This is a genomic window from Verminephrobacter eiseniae EF01-2, assembly GCF_000015565.1.
GTDB lineage: Bacteria > Pseudomonadota > Gammaproteobacteria > Burkholderiales > Burkholderiaceae_C > Acidovorax > Acidovorax eiseniae.
Genome location: NC_008786.1, coordinates 303,724 through 323,342 on the forward strand (window position 1 = coordinate 303,724; position 19,619 = coordinate 323,342).

At 65.2% G+C, this 19,619-nt stretch carries 14 protein-coding genes; 8 read left to right on the forward strand and 6 right to left on the reverse strand.

Going from position 1 to position 19,619, the window contains the following annotated elements; translation table 11 throughout:
• Nucleotides 1–84 precede the first annotated feature (84 nt).
• The 6 genes from dapC (at nt 85) to VEIS_RS01390 (ending at nt 7,558) form a co-directional block, all read left to right on the forward strand.
• Nucleotides 85–1,314, forward strand: coding sequence for a succinyldiaminopimelate transaminase (gene dapC / locus VEIS_RS01365; protein WP_011808084.1), 1,230 nt, complete (start codon nt 85–87; stop codon nt 1,312–1,314).
• Complete coding sequence (gene dapD, locus VEIS_RS01370; RefSeq protein WP_011808085.1) at nt 1,311–2,144, forward strand: 2,3,4,5-tetrahydropyridine-2,6-dicarboxylate N-succinyltransferase; 834 nt, start codon at nt 1,311–1,313, stop codon at nt 2,142–2,144. Before dapC ends, dapD begins: the two co-directional genes overlap by 4 nt.
• A gap of 39 nt (nt 2,145–2,183) precedes the next feature.
• Nucleotides 2,184–3,350: a PilT/PilU family type 4a pilus ATPase gene (locus VEIS_RS01375; RefSeq protein ID WP_011808086.1), complete on the forward strand. Its 1,167-nt coding sequence runs from the start codon at nt 2,184–2,186 to the stop codon at nt 3,348–3,350.
• A gap of 28 nt (nt 3,351–3,378) precedes the next feature.
• Nucleotides 3,379–4,584 carry a succinyl-diaminopimelate desuccinylase gene (gene dapE, locus VEIS_RS01380; protein WP_011808087.1) on the forward strand — a complete coding sequence of 402 codons (1,206 nt, stop codon included), beginning with the start codon at nt 3,379–3,381 and terminating at the stop codon, nt 4,582–4,584.
• A gap of 65 nt (nt 4,585–4,649) precedes the next feature.
• Nucleotides 4,650–5,537 (forward strand): 50S ribosomal protein L3 N(5)-glutamine methyltransferase, encoded by an 888-nt coding sequence (gene prmB / locus VEIS_RS01385; protein ID WP_041950394.1) that lies wholly within the window; start codon nt 4,650–4,652, stop codon nt 5,535–5,537.
• Complete coding sequence (locus tag VEIS_RS01390; RefSeq protein ID WP_011808089.1) at nt 5,537–7,558, forward strand: ABC-F family ATP-binding cassette domain-containing protein; 2,022 nt, start codon at nt 5,537–5,539, stop codon at nt 7,556–7,558. Before prmB ends, VEIS_RS01390 begins: the two co-directional genes overlap by 1 nt.
• Before the next feature lie 257 nt (nt 7,559–7,815).
• On the opposite strand, the gene VEIS_RS01395 is transcribed toward VEIS_RS01390, so the two are convergent.
• A complete protein-coding gene (locus tag VEIS_RS01395) occupies nt 7,816–8,661 on the reverse strand; it encodes a hypothetical protein (protein WP_011808090.1) in 846 nt (281 codons plus the stop codon).
• A 53-nt stretch (nt 8,662–8,714) separates the two neighbouring features.
• On the opposite strand from VEIS_RS01395, the gene VEIS_RS01400 reads away from it, so the two are divergent.
• The gene (locus VEIS_RS01400; RefSeq protein ID WP_011807917.1) at nt 8,715–10,202 is read left to right on the forward strand and encodes an IS5-like element ISVei5 family transposase; all 1,488 of its coding nucleotides are present in this window, start codon (nt 8,715–8,717) and stop codon (nt 10,200–10,202) included.
• Here VEIS_RS01400 and VEIS_RS01405 read toward each other — a convergent pair.
• Both VEIS_RS01405 and VEIS_RS01410 read right to left on the reverse strand, forming a co-directional pair.
• Nucleotides 10,156–11,292, reverse strand: coding sequence for an AAA family ATPase (locus VEIS_RS01405; RefSeq protein WP_011808091.1), 1,137 nt, complete (start codon nt 11,290–11,292; stop codon nt 10,156–10,158). The two genes, VEIS_RS01400 and VEIS_RS01405, sit on opposite strands and share 47 nt — an antisense overlap.
• A gap of 369 nt (nt 11,293–11,661) precedes the next feature.
• Nucleotides 11,662–12,570, reverse strand: a complete 909-nt coding sequence (locus tag VEIS_RS01410) for a VOC family protein (protein WP_011808092.1) — start codon at nt 12,568–12,570, stop codon at nt 11,662–11,664.
• Between the two features lie 230 nt (nt 12,571–12,800).
• On the opposite strand from VEIS_RS01410, the gene VEIS_RS01415 reads away from it, so the two are divergent.
• A complete protein-coding gene (locus VEIS_RS01415) occupies nt 12,801–13,751 on the forward strand; it encodes an IS110 family RNA-guided transposase (protein ID WP_011808093.1) in 951 nt (316 codons plus the stop codon).
• Nucleotides 13,752–13,824: 73 nt separating this feature from the next.
• On the opposite strand, the gene uvrA is transcribed toward VEIS_RS01415, so the two are convergent.
• From uvrA to VEIS_RS01430, 3 genes are all read right to left on the reverse strand, one after another.
• Complete coding sequence (gene uvrA, locus VEIS_RS01420; RefSeq protein WP_011808094.1) at nt 13,825–16,863, reverse strand: excinuclease ABC subunit UvrA; 3,039 nt, start codon at nt 16,861–16,863, stop codon at nt 13,825–13,827.
• A 142-nt stretch (nt 16,864–17,005) separates the two neighbouring features.
• The gene (locus tag VEIS_RS01425; RefSeq protein ID WP_041949718.1) at nt 17,006–17,914 is read right to left on the reverse strand and encodes a LysR family transcriptional regulator; all 909 of its coding nucleotides are present in this window, start codon (nt 17,912–17,914) and stop codon (nt 17,006–17,008) included.
• 61 nt (nt 17,915–17,975) lie between these two features.
• Nucleotides 17,976–19,619 carry a GMC family oxidoreductase gene (locus tag VEIS_RS01430; RefSeq protein ID WP_011808096.1) on the reverse strand — a complete coding sequence of 548 codons (1,644 nt, stop codon included), beginning with the start codon at nt 19,617–19,619 and terminating at the stop codon, nt 17,976–17,978.

A 19,619-nucleotide genomic window follows, 5' to 3' on the forward strand; every position in this document is an offset into this window, starting at 1 on the left:
CGCGCTCGCGGCACCAGCGCGCGCAGCGCGTCGGTAACCAACACTTACATTCCGTCGACCCGACCCCTGCCGATAATATGCTGCATGAATCCCTTGCTTTCCCGCCTGCAGCCCTACCCTTTCGAGCGGCTGCGACAGCTCTTTGCGGGGGTGACCCCGGCTGCGGCTTACAGTCCCATCAGCCTGGGCATGGGCGAGCCGCGCCATCCGGCGCCGCAGTTGGTCAAGGACGCATTGATCGGGCATCTGGCGGGCCTGGGCCATTACCCGGCCACCGCCGGCGAGCCGCAACTGCGCGCGGCCTGCGCCGCCTGGCTCCAGCGGCGCTACGGACTGGCGCTGGACCCGGGCAGCCAGTTGCTCCCGGTGAACGGCTCGCGCGAAGCATTGTTCGCGTTCGCCCAGACCGTCATCGACCCCTCGCAAGGCCCGCCGTTCGTGGTCTGCCCGAACCCGTTCTATCAAATCTACGAAGGCGCTGCGCTGTTGGCCGGGGCCAGACCGTACTACGCCTGCAGCGACCCGGCGCGCAACTTCGCCGTGGACTGGGACGCAGTGCCCGCCAACGTTTGGCAGCGCACGCAACTGCTGTTTCTGTGCTCGCCGGGCAACCCTACCGGCGCCGTGATGCCGCTGGCCGAATGGCAAAAGCTGTTGGCACTGAGCGAGCGCCATGGTTTCGTCATCGCCTCGGACGAGTGCTACAGCGAAATTTATGCCCATGACCCGCCCCCGCTGGGCGGCCTGCAGGCGGCCGCCGCGTCGGGCCGGGGCGACTTCAAGAACCTGATTGCTTTCACCAGCCTGTCCAAGCGCAGCAACGTGCCCGGCCTGCGCAGCGGCTTCGTGGCCGGCGACGCGGCGCTGATCAAGTCCTTTTTGCTCTACCGCACCTACCACGGCAGCGCCATGGGCCCGAGCGTGCAGGCGGCCAGCATCGCAGCCTGGGGGGACGAGCAGCATGTGCAGGAAAACCGCGCGCGCTACCGCGAGAAGTTCGCCCGGGTCACCCCGCTGCTGGCCCGGGTGATGCAGGTCGCATTGCCCGACGCCGGCTTTTACCTGTGGGCCCGGGTGCCCGACGCATTCGGCCTGGACGACACCGGGTTCGCACAAGCCCTGCTGGCCCAATACAATGTCACAGTACTGCCGGGCAGTTATCTGGCCCGGGCAGTCCAGGGCCACAACCCCGGCGCCGGGCGCGTGCGCATGGCCTTGGTGGCCGAAACCGAAGAATGCATGCAGGCTGCGGAGCGCATCGTGCAGTTCGCCCGATCCCATGCGGACCGACCCCCATCATCGATATCGACATGAGCTCATCACTGCAAACCATCATCGACCAGGCCTGGGAGCAGCGCGCCAGCCTGTCTGCCGGCGCCGCGCCAAAGGAAACGCTGGACGCCGTCGCCCAGGTGCTCTCCGAACTGAACAACGGCCGCTTGCGCGTGGCCACGCGCGCCAGCGTCGGCCAGTGGACCGTGCACCAGTGGATCAAGAAGGCCGTGCTGCTGTCGTTTCGGCTGAGCGACAACGCCGTCATCGAGGCCGGCGCCCTGCGTTTTTACGACAAGGTGCAACCGAAGTTTTCCCACCTGGACGAGCAAGGCATGAAGGCCGCCGGCGTGCGCGTGGTGCCGCCTGCCGTCGCCCGCCACGGCAGCTTCATCGCCAAGGGCGCGGTGCTGATGCCCTGCTACGTCAACGTCGGCGCCCATGTGGGCGCAGGCACCATGGTCGACACCTGGGCCACCGTCGGCTCATGCGCGCAGATCGGCGCGCATGTGCACCTGTCGGGCGGCGTGGGCATCGGCGGCGTGCTCGAGCCGCTGCAAGCCGGCCCCACCATCATCGAAGACAACTGCTTCATCGGCGCCCGCTCGGAGGTGGTCGAAGGCGTGGTCGTGGAGGAGAACTCGGTGCTGGGCATGGGCGTGTACCTGGGCCAAAGCACCCCCCTGTTCGACCGCGCCAGCGGCCAGATCAGCTACGGCCGCGTCCCCTCGGGCAGCGTGGTGGTCAGCGGCAGCCTGCCCAAGACCGCGGCCAATGGCGCGCCCTACGGCATGTATGCAGCGATCATCGTCAAGCGCGTCGATGCCCAAACCCGTTCCAAGACCAGCATCAACGATCTGCTGCGCGAGTGATGTGCAAAGTGATGTATGTCGCAACCGGAGGGTACGGTCATGGGCACGATGGAGCGGATTTTGCGCCTGATGAACGAGAAAGGCGCCTCGGATGTTTTCCTGTCGGCCAATGCACCGGCGCTGCTCAAGATCAACGGCGAGTGCATGCCGATCAACAACCAGATCCTGCCCACCGATGCGCCGCGCAACCTGCTGTCCGAAATACTGCCCCCGAACCGCATCGAAGAATTGGAAGAAACCGGCGAGCTCAACATGGGCCTGCCGTTGGACGGTGTCGGGCGCTTTCGCATCAGCGCCATGCGCCAAAGCGGCAGCTACGCGGTGGTGATCCGCTTCATCACGCAACAGGTCCCGGATTTCGACTCGCTGAACCTGCCCCCGGTGCTGCGCGACCTGATCATGGAAAAGCGCGGCCTGATCCTGCTGGCAGGCGCCTCGGGCTCGGGCAAGAGCACCACGCTGGCATCGATGATAGACAGCCGCAACACCTATCTGCGGGGCCATATCCTGACCATCGAAGACCCGGTGGAATACCGCTTCCACAACAAGAAGTCGATCATCAACCAGCGCGAGGTAGGCGCTGACACCCAGTCGCTGCAAATCGCCTTGAAGAACGCGCTGCGCCAGGCCCCGGATGTGATCCTGATCGGCGAAATCCGCGACCGCGAAACCATGACGGCCGCTATTGCCTATGCCCAGTCGGGCCACCTGTGCCTGTCGACGCTGCACGCCAGCAACAGCTACCACGCGCTCAACCGCATCCTGTCCTTTTATCCGGTCGAAGTGCGGCCCACGATGCTCGGCGACCTGGCCTTTGCGCTGCGGGCCATCGTGTCGCAGCGCCTGCTGCGCACCCTCGACACCCGCCGCGTGCCGGCGGTGGAAGTCCTGCTCAACACCAGTCTGATCGCCGATCTGGTGGAAAAAGGCGACTTCTTCGGCGTCAAGGAAGCCATGGAAAAGTCCATCGCCGAAGGCTCGCAAACCTTCGAGGCGGCATTGGCCAAACTGGTCATGGCAGGCAAGATAGAACGCAAGGAGGGCCTGGCCCATGCCGACTCGCCGGCCAACCTGATGTGGCGCCTGCAAAATGACTTCTCGCTGGCGGACAAGGCCGCCCGTGCCCAAATACAGGCACGCGAGCATGTGCCCGACGACCAGCCCACATTCACCGAGATCGTGCTCGACGACTCGCCCGATGCCTGAGCCTTCTTCCTGACCGATGTCCTGACCGATGACCCGCACCCTGCACCTGGCCGAACAGCTCATTGCCCGGCCTTCGATCACCCCCGATGACGCGGGCTGCCTTGATCTGCTGGCCGCCAGGCTGGCGCCGCTGGGCTTCGTCTGCGAGCGCATGGACAGCGGCCCGGCCCGGCAGCGCGTCAGCAACCTATGGGCAAAACGGCCCGTTGCGCAGGTGCCGGATGCGCATGACGCCAGCAAAACGGCAGTCAAAACCATCGTCTTCGCGGGCCACACCGATGTCGTACCCACCGGCCCACTGGAGCAGTGGAGCAGCAACCCGTTTTTGCCCACCCGCAGGGATGGCCGGCTCTATGGCCGTGGCGCCAGCGACATGAAGACCTCGATTGCCGCTTTCATCGTGGCGCTCGAAGAATTCCTGGCGGCCACGCCCGAGCCCCGTATCGCTCTGGCGCTGCTGCTGACCAGCGACGAGGAAGGCCCCTCGGTAGACGGCACCCGGGTGGTGGTCGAGCAACTCAAGGCACGCGGCGACAGCATCGACTACTGCATCGTCGGCGAACCCACCGCCGTCGAAAAAACCGGCGACATGGTCAAGAACGGCAGGCGCGGCACGCTCAGCGGCCGGCTGCTCGTGCGCGGCATACAGGGGCATATCGCCTATCCGCAACTGGCACGCAACCCGATCCACCAGGCCCTGCCCGCCCTGGCGGAGTTGGCCGCCACCGAGTGGGACCAGGGCAATGAATTCTTCCCGCCCACCAGTTGGCAGATCAGCAACCTGCACGCAGGCACCGGCGCCACCAACGTGATTCCCGGCGAGATGGTGCTGGACTTCAACTTCCGCTTCTCCACGCAATCGTGCGCCGAAGGTCTGCAACGACATGTGCAGCAACTGCTCGAACGCCACGGCCTGAGCTACGAACTGCACTGGACGCTGGGCGGCCAGCCGTTTCTGACCACGCCGGGCGAACTGCTGCAAGCCGTCGAGCAAGCGATCAGCGCCGAAACCGGGCTGAGCGCCGCGCTCTCGACCACCGGCGGCACCAGCGACGGCCGCTTCATTGCCCACATCTGCCCGCAGGTGATCGAACTCGGCCCGCCCAACGCCAGCGTCCACAAGATCGACGAGCATGTGCTGCTGACCGACATCGAAGCGCTCAAGAACATCTACCGCCGCACACTGGAAAACCTGCAAGCGCAGGCATTGGCCGCAGCGACGATGCCGGCATGAGGGGGCGGCAGGCAGCCACCGCCGGCGCCATCATTGGCAAAATCGCCGGCGGCGCCATCGGCGAAATGGTCGACGGCACCATTGGCGCCGTGGTCGAAACCGGCGCGCGACAGTTGGCGGCGGCGGGCCTGTCCTTCGGCCATGGCACCACCAATGCGCATGACGAGGCCGCATGGCTGGTGCTCTGGCGCCTGGGCCTGCCGCTGGACAGCGACCTGTCGGCCTTGAAGAACCAGCCGGTGACGCAGGCGCAGCTTGCGCAGCTTGCCGCACTTTTCGAAGAACGCATGCACAGCCGCAAACCCGCCGCCTATCTGACGCGCGAGGCCTGGTTGCAGGGCGTGGCGTTCTACATCGACGAGCGCGCCATCGTGCCGCGCAGCCTGATCGCCGAACTGCTGGCCGACGGCAGCGTCGACGAATTCCTGGGCGCGCACACCCGCCAGGTGCTCGACCTGTGCACCGGCAATGGCAGCCTGGCAGTGCTGGCCGCGCTGGCCTGGCCCGAGGTGCAAGTGACCGGCGCCGATATTTCGCCCGAGGCCCTGGCCGTTGCCCGCATCAACGTCGAGCGGCATGGCTTGCAGCAGCGCATCGCACTGCAACTGTCGGACGGCCTGTCCGCCCTGCCCGGTCCCTGGGACCTGATCCTGTGCAATCCACCCTATGTGAATGCGGCCAGCATGGCAGCCCTGCCCGCCGAATACCGCGCCGAACCCCGGCTCGCGCTGGCCGGCGGCGCTGACGGCATGGACTTCATCCGTCCGCTGCTCAGAACCGCCGCAGCCTGCATGAGCGACAATGCGGTGCTGGTTTTGGAAATCGGCAATGAACGGCCCGGCTTTGAAGCCGCGTTCGCGCAGCACCCCGTGCACTGGCTGGCCACCAGCGCCGGCCCGGACCAGGTGCTGCTGCTGACCAGGCAGGCCCTGGCCCTGTTTTTCTGCTCCTGATGATCACCCTCAAAAACCTCAGCCTGCGCCGTGGCAGCAAGCTACTGCTGGACCAGGTCTGCGTCAGCATCAACCCCGGCGAGAGCATCGGCCTGGTCGGCCGCAACGGCGCCGGCAAATCCACGCTCCTGGCCTTGCTGACCCGCCAGTTGCACGAAGACGCGGGCGATTTGTTCATCCCGCCCCAATGGCGCATGGCGCAGGTGGAGCAGACCATGCCGGAGACCGCCGAGCCGGCCACCGATTTCGTGCTGCGCGGCGACAGCCGCCTGACCGAACTGCGCGCGGCGCTGGAAAAAGCCCAGGCCGACGGCGATGGCATGGCCATCGCCCACGCATATGGCGACCTGACCGACGCCGGCGAACATGACGCCCGGCCGCGCGCGCAAGCGCTGATCCTCGGGCTGGGCTTCAAACTGGCCGAGCTCGACCAACCCGTGAACAGCTTCTCGGGCGGTTGGCGCATGCGCTTGCAACTGGCGCGCGCGCTGATGAGCCCCTCCGATCTGCTGCTGCTCGACGAACCCACCAACCACCTGGACCTGGACGCGCTGGTATGGCTCGAAACCTGGCTCAAGCGCTACACCGGAACGCTGATCGTCATCAGCCACGACCGGGAATTCCTCGACGCCATCACCGAAGTCACGCTGCACATCGACAACGCCCGGATCACACGCTACGGCGGCAACTACAGCCGTTTCGAAGAACTGCGAACCCAGCAGTTGGAACTGCAACAAGCCTCGTGGGCCAAGCAGCAAGACCGGATCGCCCACCTGCAAAAATTCATAGACCGCTTCAAGGCCAAGGCCAGCAAGGCCCGGCAGGCGCAAAGCCGCGTCAAGGCGCTCGAGCGCATGGAAAAGATCGCACCGATGCTGGCCAGCGCCGACTTCAGCTTCGGGTTCAAAGAGCCTGGCCAACTGCCCAACCCGATGCTGGCCATCGCCGACGCTGCGTTCGGCTACACCGGCCAGGACCGCACGGCAAACACCGTCTTGCGCCATGTCAACCGCTCGGTGCTGGCCGGGCAGCGCATCGGCATCCTGGGGGCCAACGGCCAGGGCAAATCGACACTGGTCAAGACCATTGCGCGCGCCATGCAACCGCTGGCGGGCCAGATCACCGAGGGCAAGGGCCTGGTGATCGGCTACTTTGCCCAGCAGGAGCTGGACCTGCTGCGCCCGGCCGACGACCCGCTCGCGCACATGCTCCGCCTGGCCAAGGACATCGGCCCCGGCAGCCGCGAACCCGCCCGCGAACAAGACCTGCGCAACCACCTGGGCCGCTTCAACTTCTCGGGCGACATGGTTCGGCAGACCGTGGGCACCATGAGCGGCGGCGAAAAAGCCCGCCTGGTGCTGGCCATGATCGTCTGGCAACGCCCCAACCTGCTGCTGCTCGACGAACCCACCAACCACCTGGACCTGGCCACACGCGAGGCGCTGACGATGGCGCTGAACGAATTCGAAGGCACCGTGCTCCTGGTCAGCCATGACCGCGCCCTGTTGCGCGCCGTCTGCGATGAATTCTGGCTGGTCGGCCGGGGCGTGGTGGCGCCATTCGACGGCGATCTGGACGACTACCAGCGCTATCTGCTCGACGAAGCCAAGCGGCTGCGCGAACAGGCGCGGCTGGCACCGGAGACCTCCGTGCGCGCCGAAGCAACGGCGGCCCCCATTGCCGCCCCGGCAACCCGACACACCGACCCTGCGGTAACCCGACACACCGCCGCTGCGGCAACCCAGCGCAAGCTCGACGCCCAGGCGCGCCAGCAACTGGCCGACAAGACCCGCCCACTGAACCAGCAACTGCAACAGATCGACCAGCGCCTGGCGCTTTTGTCCACCGAACGGTCGGCACTGGAGCAAAAGCTCAACCAGGCCCTGCCCGCCACCGAAATCGCCGCCTGCGGCCGGCGCCTGAAAGCCGCAAACGCCGAGACCGCCCGGCTGGAAGAGCGCTGGCTGGAAATTTCTGCCGCGCTCGAAGAAATTTCTGGAGCCACAGTCAACGGACCATGAATCGACCACGTTGTGGCTGCATTACAGGAGTTTTCCAACATGCACACCACCACCTTGTCCGCCTGGCCCGAAGACGAACGCGATCGCAAGCGTTGAAAAGACAGCCTGCCCCAGCCCTCGACCCGGCCAGGATCGGGGCGGCCATGCCGAATTCCATTTCCAAATCGTTCGCGAACGCAAAGGCGAAGCGCAGGTAGCACCCATGTACGGCAAGCGACGCCGACGAAGCGCACGCATGATTCAGGAATGCAATCCAATCAGCCGTTCCCGGGGTCTGTGGCAAGGGTGCCGACATCAGCACCGCCCGAAGTGACTGTCTCATCCCGCATTTGTCCCACGGCAAACAGTACCGCCAAGCAATCGAGTTTCTGCGTGATTTCTGACGACAAACCTGCTGTCGGTGCGAGCGGCACCAAACGGTGCAGTTCGCCTTTGGTCAACAGCATCGCCCCGCCCATCCTGGCTGCCAATTTTCTGAAAAATTCTTCCGCCACCGTGCTTAGCTTTCGCCGCTCGGTCTTGGCCTCCCACACCAAACGCATGGCGTCGGGAGGAGAGTTGGTCCAGGCTTGGTAATCGTTCCGTGCGCCATCGAAAACCTGCTCTGTGATGACTTCGGCCAAGGCTTCTTCAATCGACGAGTGCGTCTCGTCAGCCAACGAATCGTCAGATGGGTATTCGTTCCGGGCATAGGTGCGCAACAGATCCGGGGTTATGAAATAGTTCTCCACTTCATAACGCCGCCAATATCTTGTTTCCAACGCACCTTCATTGCGATCTTGCCGATTCTGTCCATCGTTATCGAGTATGGCCAGACCTTTCAGATCGGGCAACAGATTGCGCAGCCCATTGAAGTGCTCACGCGGCGCCACGCCAAATCCGCCTTGGACACGTTCCAACTCGGCCTGGGTATCCTGCTGCGGGTAGTTGTTTTGAACATAAAACGTATTGATGCGCTCGTCCCAGATGGAGGCCACCGGGTGCCCCATGCGTTCGGCCAAGGCCCGCAGCATGTCCACGTCGGTGCCGCCTCCCACGTAGTCGGCCCTGCAAATTCTCTGCGACCCGCATGAATGCTGGATTTTTGACTCTTTGTGGTCCACCGAATCTCCCAGGATTCGTTGAACAGGCAGCTGATTCCTGAGAGATTTGCGCAATGCCCGAGCCCACCGACACGGCTGATTTCTTCCGCTCCCGTCTGGCCGAGATGATCGACTTGCGCCACCCGCTGGCGGTGCTGGCGAGCCGTCTTCCCTGGACGCAGATCGAAGCGGCACTGGCACCTTATTTCGCGCGTCGGGTCCGTGCCGGTCGAGTTCTGGAACACGACGATCTCTTCGGCCCTTCGCTCCAGGTCGCGGGCGCCGGTGTCGCCGCCGCGGGCCGCCCGCGTCTTCCCCTGCGCCTCATGGCCAGCCTGCTGTATCTGAAGCACGTCTACAAGCTCAGCGACGAGGAACTGGTCGAGCGCTGGGCCGAGAACGTGCAGTGGCAGTTCTTCAGCGGCATGACCTTCTACGAGCCACGCCTGCCCTGCGACGCCACCCAGATCGGGCGCTTCCGCTCGATCCTGGGCGAGGCCGGTGTCGAGGAACTCCTGAAGGCCACCATCGACACTGCGGTGGCCTCCAAGGCGATCAAGCCGGCCGAGTTCGAGCGCGTGATCGTGGATACCACCGTCCAGGAGAAGGCCATCGCCCACCCCGTGGACTCCCGCCTGCTGGAGATCGCCCGCGCCAAGGTGGTGGCTGCCGCCAAGCGCGCGGGCATCGCGCTGAAGCAGACCTTCGCCAAGGAAGGCAAGAACCTGCGCCGCAGGGCTGGCGGCTACGCCCACGCCAAGCAGTTCAAGCGCTTGAAGAAGGTGCTCAAGCGCCAGCGCACGGTACTGGGTATCGTGCTGCGCGAAGTGCAGCGCAAGCTTTGCAAGTTGCCTGCGACATCGGTGCCTGCCGTCGATCGCTTGCGCGCACTGATGGGCCGCGCCGAGCGCATTCGCACCCAGCGCCCGAAGGACAAGAACAAACTCTATGCATTGCACGCGCCCGAAGTTGAGTGCATCGGCAAGGGGAAGGCGCGCCGGCCTTACGAGTTTGGCGTGAAGGTCAGCGTGGCCGTCACGCACAAGCAGGGGCTGGTGGTCGGTGCGCGCAGCTTCACGGGCAACCCGTATGACGGCCACACGCTGGCCGAGCAACTCGAGCAGGTCAAGATCCTGACGGAGGACACGGGCGCCAGCCCGAAGCAGGCAGTGGTGGACCTGGGGTTCCGGGGCGTGGACGCAGCCAATCCGGGCATCCAGATCATTCATCGGGGGCGCTTCAAGTCCTTGACCGATGCCCAGCGCCGCTGGCTCAAGCGAAGGCAGGCGGTGGAGCCCACCATCGGACACCTGAAGCACGACAACGGGATGGATCGGTGCTGGCTGCAGGGTGCCACCGGTGACGCGCTGCATGCAGTGCTGTGTGCGGCGGGCTACAACATCCGCTGGCTGCTGCGCGCCATCATGCGCCTCGGGCTCAAGGGCCTTTTATTGCGCCTGATCGCCTTGCTGCGCACGCTCATCGGCGTCCCCCACTTCTTCGCATCCAACGAAATCACGCCATCACGCGCCGCCGCGCGGTTCGCTGCGATAGCGAAATGAATTTCGCAGGTCCGACCACGTACAGGGCATAACCCCGCTCGCGTGCCTTTATATAATGCTCTGCGCCGAAATGCTTCAGACTGTCGTGTATATCCGGCTTTTTCGCCAGATCGTCCGCTCGGCCTTCCAGCAGCAGGGTCAGGTTATTGTCCAATGCCTCATCCAGGATGACCTCGGAGTGCGTCACCAGCACCACTTGTGATTGGTTCTCGCTGGCAATGTCGCGCAGCAGCACGTACACCTGTTTTTGCCGCAGAATTTCCAGATGCGCGTCCGGCTCGTCCACCAACAGCACGCTGCGTTTATGTGAAAAAAGGTAGGCGAACACCAGCAGCATCTGCAAAAAACCGCGCCCGGCGGATGAAATGTCCAGCACTTCCTTCACGCCCGGCTGGCGGTAGCCCATCCCGATACTGCCTCGCGTGGTTCCCCGTGGCACTTCCAGCACCACATTGAATAAGCGTTTCATCAAGTCGGTGACACGCTGCCAATCTTCCTTCGACGATTGCACTACCGACAGGCACAGATTGCGCAGCACATCCGCAGTGCGGCCTTGGCCCAGCAGCACGTCCACTCGGCCAGGCTGCAAGATCGGCTCCTCCGTGTCCAGCCCGGACATCGGGTAGAGCAACTCCACCTTGAGGGATGCGGCGTGGGCCATGAGTTCCATGTTCGCAATAACCGATGTATCCGGCGTGCAATAGACGAGATCGTCGCCCTGGTTGCGAAAGCGCATGGGCAAAGCCACGACCTTCCCTTCGAACTCGACACCCACGGTGATGACCAGCGCAATGTCCTTGGTCCCCTTGCGCACCTGTGTGTCGTGCCAGAAAAAGCGCGTCCGTTGCACCGGTACGGCCACTATATTGAGCCGGTTCAGCGAGGTGGCTGTGCGTTGCTTGGCGGAAGAATCCCGGCGCGCGTCATACCAGGTTTTGACGCCCTGCGACCACAAAGCCAGCGCCTGAATGGCACTGGTTTTGCCGCAGTTGTTGGGCCCGATCAGCACGGCAGGGTGGTTTAGTTCGATGCGCTGGCGTTTGCCGAAGCGTTTGAAATTTTCAATGTCGAGATAGTGCAAAAGGCGCATGGTCAGGCTGCTTCCTTCAGAAGATTGGTTTCCTGGCACACAGACCCGAAAGCAATGAAACAGGAATGAATTCTTGCCATCAGCAATTTCGGCCCATTTTATGCCCGCCGACCACCAAGCCAGCGCTGATGTATCGACGATTTGAATTCCGGATCGCCGATTTGCGCTGCCCGCAGGCTTGAACCGCCCGGAACCCGACTGCCTGCGCCAGGGTGCCGTATGCCCCAAGAGCCTTCGGCGCCGGAACCCGGATTGCAAATGTCCGCGCGTTGGTCTCACAAGCCGCAAACCGGCGGCCTGGGTCCTCGGGCCTGGGCCATCCACATGGCTTGGTGCGTGGTCATTTGCTGCACAAAGGCTGCGCGCGAATCACCGTAGACCAGCAATGGCGTTGGCATGATGGCCCGTTTCAATCGCGGGACCGGGGGTAAAGACGATGATCAGGCCGTGGCTGACGGGCGCGTCTACGGCGAGCGATCCGTCGGGCTGCGCCGTGTAGGCGATGCCGGTCTGATCGAAAAACTGCTGCGTCGGGCCAATGGCCGTCACGCGAAAATGCAGTGCGGCGAAACAGGGCAGGCGACGCGCTGGCGCCCGCGCGCACGGATAGGTCGCGGCAAGAGCGGACGGCGCCAGTATCCGGATGGGCGTATTCGTATTTCCGGTGGCCATCAGGCATGTCGGGAGGTTGGCGCAGCGCTGTCCGGCCAGGTCAAAAAATCGTTCGTAGGCGCCGCACACTGCGGCAAACCGTGCTTGGTCGGAGGCGATGCTGATCGACTGAAGTCCGATGGCCCCGTTGGCATGGCGCAGGTATTGCGGACGCCAGACGACATCGCGCGTGAAGTGCTGGCAAACGAAAAGGCGCCCGCCTGGCGTTTCGGCGACGTCGACCTGCGCGATGCGGAAAGCCGCATCGCGCACACCTTCCGGCAAGACGACCGGGCGCGAGAAATCGACCGGCGCCTCGCAACCGATTCCGGCCTCGTTCATTTCGGCGTGAAAGGCGGCCGCGTCGTCGGTTTTCAGTGCCACCGCCGCCAGACCGTCGCCCTGGCGCAGGAAGTCGCTGTAATAGCGGGTTGCGGGGTGATCGACCGGGACCGCCAGAAGCTCGAAATAGTCGTCGGGGAACATCGCGCAATGATTCTCCGAGCCCTTCGTATGGCGGCCGCGTGGCGTCAGTGTGAAACCGAGGTGTTCGAAATCGGCCTGGGCGCGGTCGAGGTCAGCGACGGCGATGACAGCGTGATCGACGCCCTGCAGGTGCTTTCTCATGGTCTGTCTCCTTATATCTTTCAGATCATTCAAACTTCAGTGGTCAAGGCGTGGTTGCCAGCCTTGATTGCTGAACTGGTTGACTCACCACCGTGCAGCCTGTGTCTCCTGCGAGCCCGAGCTCGAATTTCAGCCCAGGGCGCACGGTGGTGGTCTGTTTGTTCTGCCGCATCCCGAATGGTTGACCGAACACATTTCGTATTCATAAGGCTGGGAGCCACAGGACTTGTATGAGTGAACCCGTTTATGTAGGTATCGACGTGGCCAAGCGCACCTTCGAGGTGGCCACCACTGGTCAAGCACAGACCTTCAGTCTTGGCAACGATGAGGCCGGGCATGCCCAGTTGTGCCAACTGCTGGCGCCGCTGTCGCCGCGCCTGGTGCTGCTGGAGGCCACTGGCGGCTACGAGCAGGACCTGGCGCTTGCCTTGTCCGCGGCAGGCTTGCGTGTGTCGGTGATCAATCCGCGCCAAGCACGCGACTTTGCCCGCTGCATGGGCAAACTGGCCAAGACCGATCGCATCGATGCGCAGGCGCTGCGCGGCTTTGCAGCCTTGCTGGACGCCCAGGGTCACGAGCCGCGCATGCTGGCCGACGAGCAGCAGCGCGAGTTGACCGCCCTGGTGGTGCGCCGCCGCCAACTCGTGGCCATGCTGGTGGCCGAACGCCAGCGACTGGCCCTGGCACATCCCAAGGCCAAGCCCAGCATCCTGCGGATCATGGCTACCATTGCCGAGCAACTCAACGACCTGGACGGGCAGCTCAAGGAGCATGTCCTGGCACACCACGCCGATCTGGCGGCCTTGCTGACCTCGGTCAAGGGCGTGGGTCCCACCACGGCCAGCACGCTGCTGGCGCAACTGCCCGAGTTGGGCCAGCTCAATCGCAAGCAGATCACCTCGCTGGTGGGCTTGGCCCCCATCAATCGGGACTCGGGCACGCTGCGTGGGCAGCGCCACATCTTCGGTGGTCGCGCCGACGTGCGCCGCGTGCTGTTCGTGGCCGCCTTGGTAGGCACGCGCTTCAATCCCGTGCTCAAAGCCTTCTATGCAAGGCTGCTGGCCGCCGGTAAGCCCAAAAAGGTCGCTCTGGTCGCCTGCATGCACAAGTTGTTGGTCATCTTGAACGCCATCGCTCGCACCAAGTCGCCTTGGCGCAACGAACTTGCTGAAGCGGTTTGACTTAGTCATTCAAGATGGTTGCTGGTTTCTTCTGCACTCCGCCTTCGCATTCACGAGCGATTCAGCAATGGAATCAGGGTGCAGCGCGCAGACACTGCGCCAGATGCTGCCCCGTATGGCTGGCCGGGTTGGCCGCCAGGTCCTCGGGCCGGCCCACGCCGACCACGGTGCCGCCTCCGGCGCCGCCTTCGGGGCCCATGTCGATGAGCCAGTCGGCGGTTTTGATCACGTCCAGGTTGTGCTCGATGATGACGATGGTGTTGCCCGCGTCACGCAACTGGTGCAGCACCTTGAGCAGCAGCGCGATGTCGGCAAAGTGCAGGCCGGTGGTAGGCTCGTCGAGGATGTAGAGGGTGCGGCCGGTGTCGCGCTTGCTCAGTTCTTGCGCCAGTTTCACGCGCTGCGCCTCGCCGCCCGACAGCGTGGTGGCAGCCTGGCCCAGGCGGATGTAGGACAGGCCCACATCCAGCAGCGTTTGCAGCTTGCGCGCGATGGCCGGCTGGTCTTTGAAGAAGGCATGCGCGTCTTCCACCGTCAGTTCCAGTATCTGCGCGATGTTCTTGCCCTTCCACAGCACTTGCAGCGTCTCGCGGTTGTAGCGCTGGCCGTTGCAGATGTCGCAAGGCACGTAGACATCGGGCAAGAAATGCATCTCCACTTTCACCACGCCGTCGCCCTGGCAGGCCTCGCAGCGGCCGCCGGCCACGTTGAAGCTGAAGCGCCCGGGGCCGTAGCCGCGTTCCCGGGCGGCGTTGACCTCGGCCATCAGTTCGCGGATCGGCGTGAACAGGCCGGTGTAGGTGGCCGGGTTGCTGCGCGGCGTGCGCCCGATGGGGCTTTGGTCGACGTTGATCACCTTGTCGAAATACTCGATGCCGACGATCTCCTCATGCGGCGCCGGCTCGTCGTGCGCGCGGTAGATCTGGCGTGCCACGGCGGCGTACAGCGTGTCGTTGACCAGCGTGCTCTTGCCCGAGCCTGAGACACCGGTCACGCAGGTGAGCAGGCCGACGGGGAAGTCCACGCTCACCTGCCGCAGGTTGTTGCCGCTGGCGCCGATCACGCGCAGTGCTTGCACCGCGCCCTGGCGGGCATGGTGCCCGGCCATGCGTTCGGCGCGGCGCTGGCCGGCCGCTGTCTCGGGAAAGCGCGGCCGGCCTTTGCCGACCACTGGTGCCGGCGCCAGCGCCAGCGCCGGCCGCCAGGGCGTGCGCCGCCCGGGCACTGCGATCGACAGGCTGCCGGCCAGGTAGCGGCCGGTCAGCGACTCGGCGTGGCGGCATATCGCGTCGTAGCTGCCTTGTGCCACCACCCGGCCACCATGCACGCCGGCGCCCGGGCCCATGTCGATGATCTGGTCTGCGGCGCGCATCATGTCCTGGTCATGCTCGACCACGATCACGCTGTTGCCGATGTCGCGCAGGTGCTGCAGCGTGGCAATCAACCGCGCGTTGTCGCGCTGGTGCAGGCCGATGCTCGGCTCGTCGAGCACATACATCACGCCCGTCAGGCCCGAGCCGATCTGCGAGGCCAGGCGGATGCGCTGGGCCTCGCCACCGGAGAGTGTCTCGGCGCTGCGGTCCAGGCTCAGATAGCCCAGGCCCACATCGTTGAGGAACTGCAGCCGCGTGGCGATCTCGCGCACCACCTTGTCGGCGATTTCGGCCTTGGCGCCGGTCAGGCGCAAGGCTTTGAACCAGGCCTGCGCGTCGCTGAGCGTGGTGTGGCTGATGTCATGAATGGCACGGGCCTGCGCACCCTCGCCGACCTTGACATGGCGCGCCTCGCGGCGCAGGCGCAGGCCGTGGCATTCGGGGCAGGGCTGGGTGCTGCGGTAGCGCGCCAGGTCTTCGCGCACCAGCGTCGAATCGGTCTCGCGGTAGCGCCGCGCCATGTTCGGCAGTATGCCTTCGAAAGCATGCTCTTTGACGATGGTCTCGCCCTTGCCGGGGCCGTTGTCCAGGATGTAGTCGAAAGCGATCTGCTCTTGGCCCGAGCCGTGCAGCACGGCCTGCTGCACCCGGGCCGGCAGTGACTCGAACGGCGCTTGCAGGTCGAAGCCGTAATGCCTGGCCAGGCTTTCGAGCAGCGCAAAGTAGTAAGCGTTGCGCCGGTCCCAGCCCCTGATGGCGCCGCCGGCCAGGCTGAGCGCAGGGAAAGCCACCACCCGCGCCGGGTCGAACTCCTCGCGCTGGCCGATGCCGTCGCAGGCCGGGCAGGCGCCCAGCGGGGAGTTGAAGGAAAACAGGCGCGGCTCCAGTTCGGCCAGCGCGTAGTTGCACAGGGGGCAGGCGAATTGGGCGCTGAACAGATGCTCCCGGCCCGAATCCATCTCCAGCGCCAGCACCCGTCCGTTGCCGTCGGCGCCGCCCACGCGCAGCGCGGCTTCCAGGCTTTCGGCCAGCCGTTGTTGTATTCCGGAGCGCACTTTCAGGCGGTCGATCACCACGTCGATGCTGTGCTTTTCGGTCTTTTTCAGCGCCGGCAGGTCGTCGTATTCGTAAATCTGCCCATCGACGCGCAAGCGGACATAGCCCAGCGCCTGCATCTGTGCCAGCAGTTCGGTGAACTCGCCCTTTTTCTCGCGCGCCAGCGGGGCCAGCACCATCAGCCGCGTGTCCTCGGGCAGGGCCAGCACGGCGTCGACCATTTGGCTGACGGTCTGCGCCGCCAGCGGCAGGCCATGGTCGGGGCAAAACGGCGTCCCGGTGCGGGCATACAGCAGGCGCAGGTAGTCGTGGATCTCGGTGACCGTGCCCACGGTGGAGCGCGGGTTGTGGCTGCTGGCTTTTTGCTCGATGGCGATGGCGGGCGACAGGCCCTCGATCAGATCGACATCCGGCTTGTCCAGCCGCCCCAGGAACTGGCGCGCATAGGCCGACAGGCTTTCCACATAGCGCCGCTGGCCTTCGGCGTACAAGGTGTCGAAAGCCAGGCTGGACTTGCCCGAGCCGGACAGGCCGGTGATCACCACCAACTGGTTGCGCGGGATGTCCAGGTCAATGTTCTTGAGGTTGTGCGTGCGCGCCCCCCGGATGCTGATCTGCTGCTCGCGCAGCGCGTGCCCGAGGTAGGCGCCATCGGCAGGGCGCACGCCATCGGCAGGACGCATATCGTCATCAGGGACGATGAGGGATGAAATCACAGCGAAGGCCCAGGGAGAAAAGCCGGCCATGATAGGCGAGGGCCGCCGGGGCATAGCCTTCAATTGGGCCGGAATCGGGCGGGAATTGGACAGGCCGGGGGCGGGAACTTCAGCCGGGCGCCGGGGGGCTGGCCAGCAGATGCTCCACGAGCACGCGCACCGGGCGGGCAACGGCGTTGAAATCCTTGGCGCCGATGAGCAGTTGCCGGTGCACCCAGTCGCCCTGGATCGCCACTTGCTCCAAGCCCATCGATTGCAGGTATGGCTGCACCGCCGTTGCGGGCAGCACCGCGACGCCGAGTCCGGCCGCGACCATCTGGCACATCGCGTCGAAGCTGCGCACGCGAATGCGCAGCCGCATCCGCCGCCCCAGCGTCTCGGCCACGCCTTGCAGCCGCTGTGCGAGCGAGGTGTCGGCCGACAGGCTGACGAACTCGAACTCCAGCGCCTGCTCGAAATCGATGGCCCTGCGGCCCGCCAGCGGGTGCCGCTTGGGCAGCACCAGCACCAGCCGGTCGTGGCGGTAGTTGAGCGTCTGTATGCCCAGCAGTGGCGTGCGGTCGGCAAAGATGCCGATGTCGGCGCGGCCGTCGAGCACGGCGTGCACGATCTCGCTGCTGTTGCGTTCCTCCAGTTCGATGCGGATGCCGTTGTTCGCCTGGACGAAGCGCGCCAGATCGGGGGGCAGGAACTGCGTGGTCGCCGAGGTGTTGGCCCACAAGCGCACCACGCCGATGATGCCGCGCGCGTAGTCTGAAAGGTCGGCGCCCATTTGCTCAATGTCGCCGAGGATGCGCTGCGCATGCTGCTGCAGCGCCCGGCCGGCGAGCGTCAGTTTCACGCCGCGCGAATGCCGCTCCAGCAGCGGCACACCGACGGCGCTTTCCAGATCGACGATGCGCTTGCTCGCTGCGCCGATCGACATCCGTGCCAGCGATGCTCCCTGGCTGATGCTGCCGGATCGGACGACGACACAAAACAGCGACAGGGAAACCAAGTCGATGCGATACAGGTTCACGGCGGCAAACGGGCGGGTGAAGCCCGGATTGTGTTACCTGTGTGTGTGTTGTCTGTGCCGGTCAGTTCGGGCGCCGCAGAAGGTCCGCAGCATATTCCCCGATCATCATCGTCGCGGCACAGATGTTGGCGCTCGGGATCGTCGGCATCACCGCCGAATCGGCCACGCGCAAGCGCGCCACGCCATGCACGCGCAATTGCGGATCGACGACCGCCATCGGGTTCGAGCGCGGCCCCATGCGCGCGGTGCCGTTGAGGTGGTAGGACGAGACGCCGTAGCGTTTGGCGAAGTCGAGCAGTTCGTCGTCGCTCGTCAGCCAGGGGCCAGGCAGTGTCTCGCTATCGACATAGGGTTTGAGCGCGCCTGTCTGCAACAGCCTGCGCGCCAGGCGAATGCCATCGACCAGCACCAGGCGGTCGTTCTCGTGTTCCAGGTAGTTCGGCTGGATGAGCGGGTCCGCGCGCGCGTCCCTCGACTGGAGCCGCACATGGCCACGGCTTTGCGGCCGGTGCTGCCAGACGCCTGCGGTGATGCCGGGGAATTTGTCGAGCATGCCGACATAGCCCTCGCGGTAGCTGGCCGGGGCGAACACGCCCTGCAGGTCCGGCGCGTGCAGTCCGGCGCGCGAGGTCCAGAAGTAGTGCACCAGCGACGGCGTCAGCGCCATGATGCTCGGGCGCTTGAGCGCCCAGCGCGCGATCTGCAGCGCGAGCGCCGGGCCGGTTGCGTATTCGTTCATCGTCCGGATGCCGCGCACACGCGCCACGAGGCGCACCGAATAGTGGTCGCTCAGGTTCTCGCCGACGCCCGGCAGATGCTGCACCACCGGGATACCGAGCGCCTGCAGGTGTTGCGCATTGCCGATGCCCGACAGTTGCAGCAACTTCGGGGTGTTGATCGCGCCGCAGCAGACGATGACCTCGCGGTTCGCATCGACCCGCCCGGGCGCCCCTGCCTGGCCTTTGACGATGTACTCGACGCCACGCGAGCGCTGCTGCTCGACCAGGATGCGCGTCGCTTGCGCCAGGGTGCGGATGACCAGGTTGGCGCGGCCGCGCACCGGCCGCAAGAAGGCGCTGGCGCTGCTCATGCGCCAGCCGCGGTCGATGGTGCGCTGGAAGTAGCCGACGCCCGCCTGCGTCGCCCCGTTGTAGTCGGCGTTCCTGGGAATGCCCAGACTGACGGCACCTTCGATGAAAGCCTCGCACAGCCGATGAGTCCAGTCGTTGTCGGTCACCGGCAGTTCGCCGCTGCGCCCGCGATAGGCATCGTCCCCGCCGGCGCGGCGCTCGGTGCGCTTGAAATAAGGCAGCACCTCGGCATAGCTCCACCCGGTGTTGCCGAGGCTGGCCCAGTGGTCGTAGTCCGCCGCCAAGCCGCGGTTGTAAACCAGGCCGTTGATCGCGCTGGAGCCGCCGAGCGTGCGCCCCTGCGGCACCGGGATGCGCCGGCCGTTGGTCCATGCCGTAGCTTCAGTCTGAAAAGGCCAGGTGAAGCCCGGGTTGAACAGCATCTTGATGAAGCCGGCCGGAATGTGCAGGAACGGGTGCCAGTCGGGCGGCCCTGCTTCGAGCAGGCAGACCGTGGTCTTGCCGTCGGCGCAAAGCCGGTTGGCCAGGATGGCGCCTGCGGCGCCGGCGCCAACGATGACGTAGTCGAACCGCTCGGCGCCGGGCGGCGGGGTGTCATGGGGCGGCGCAGACAT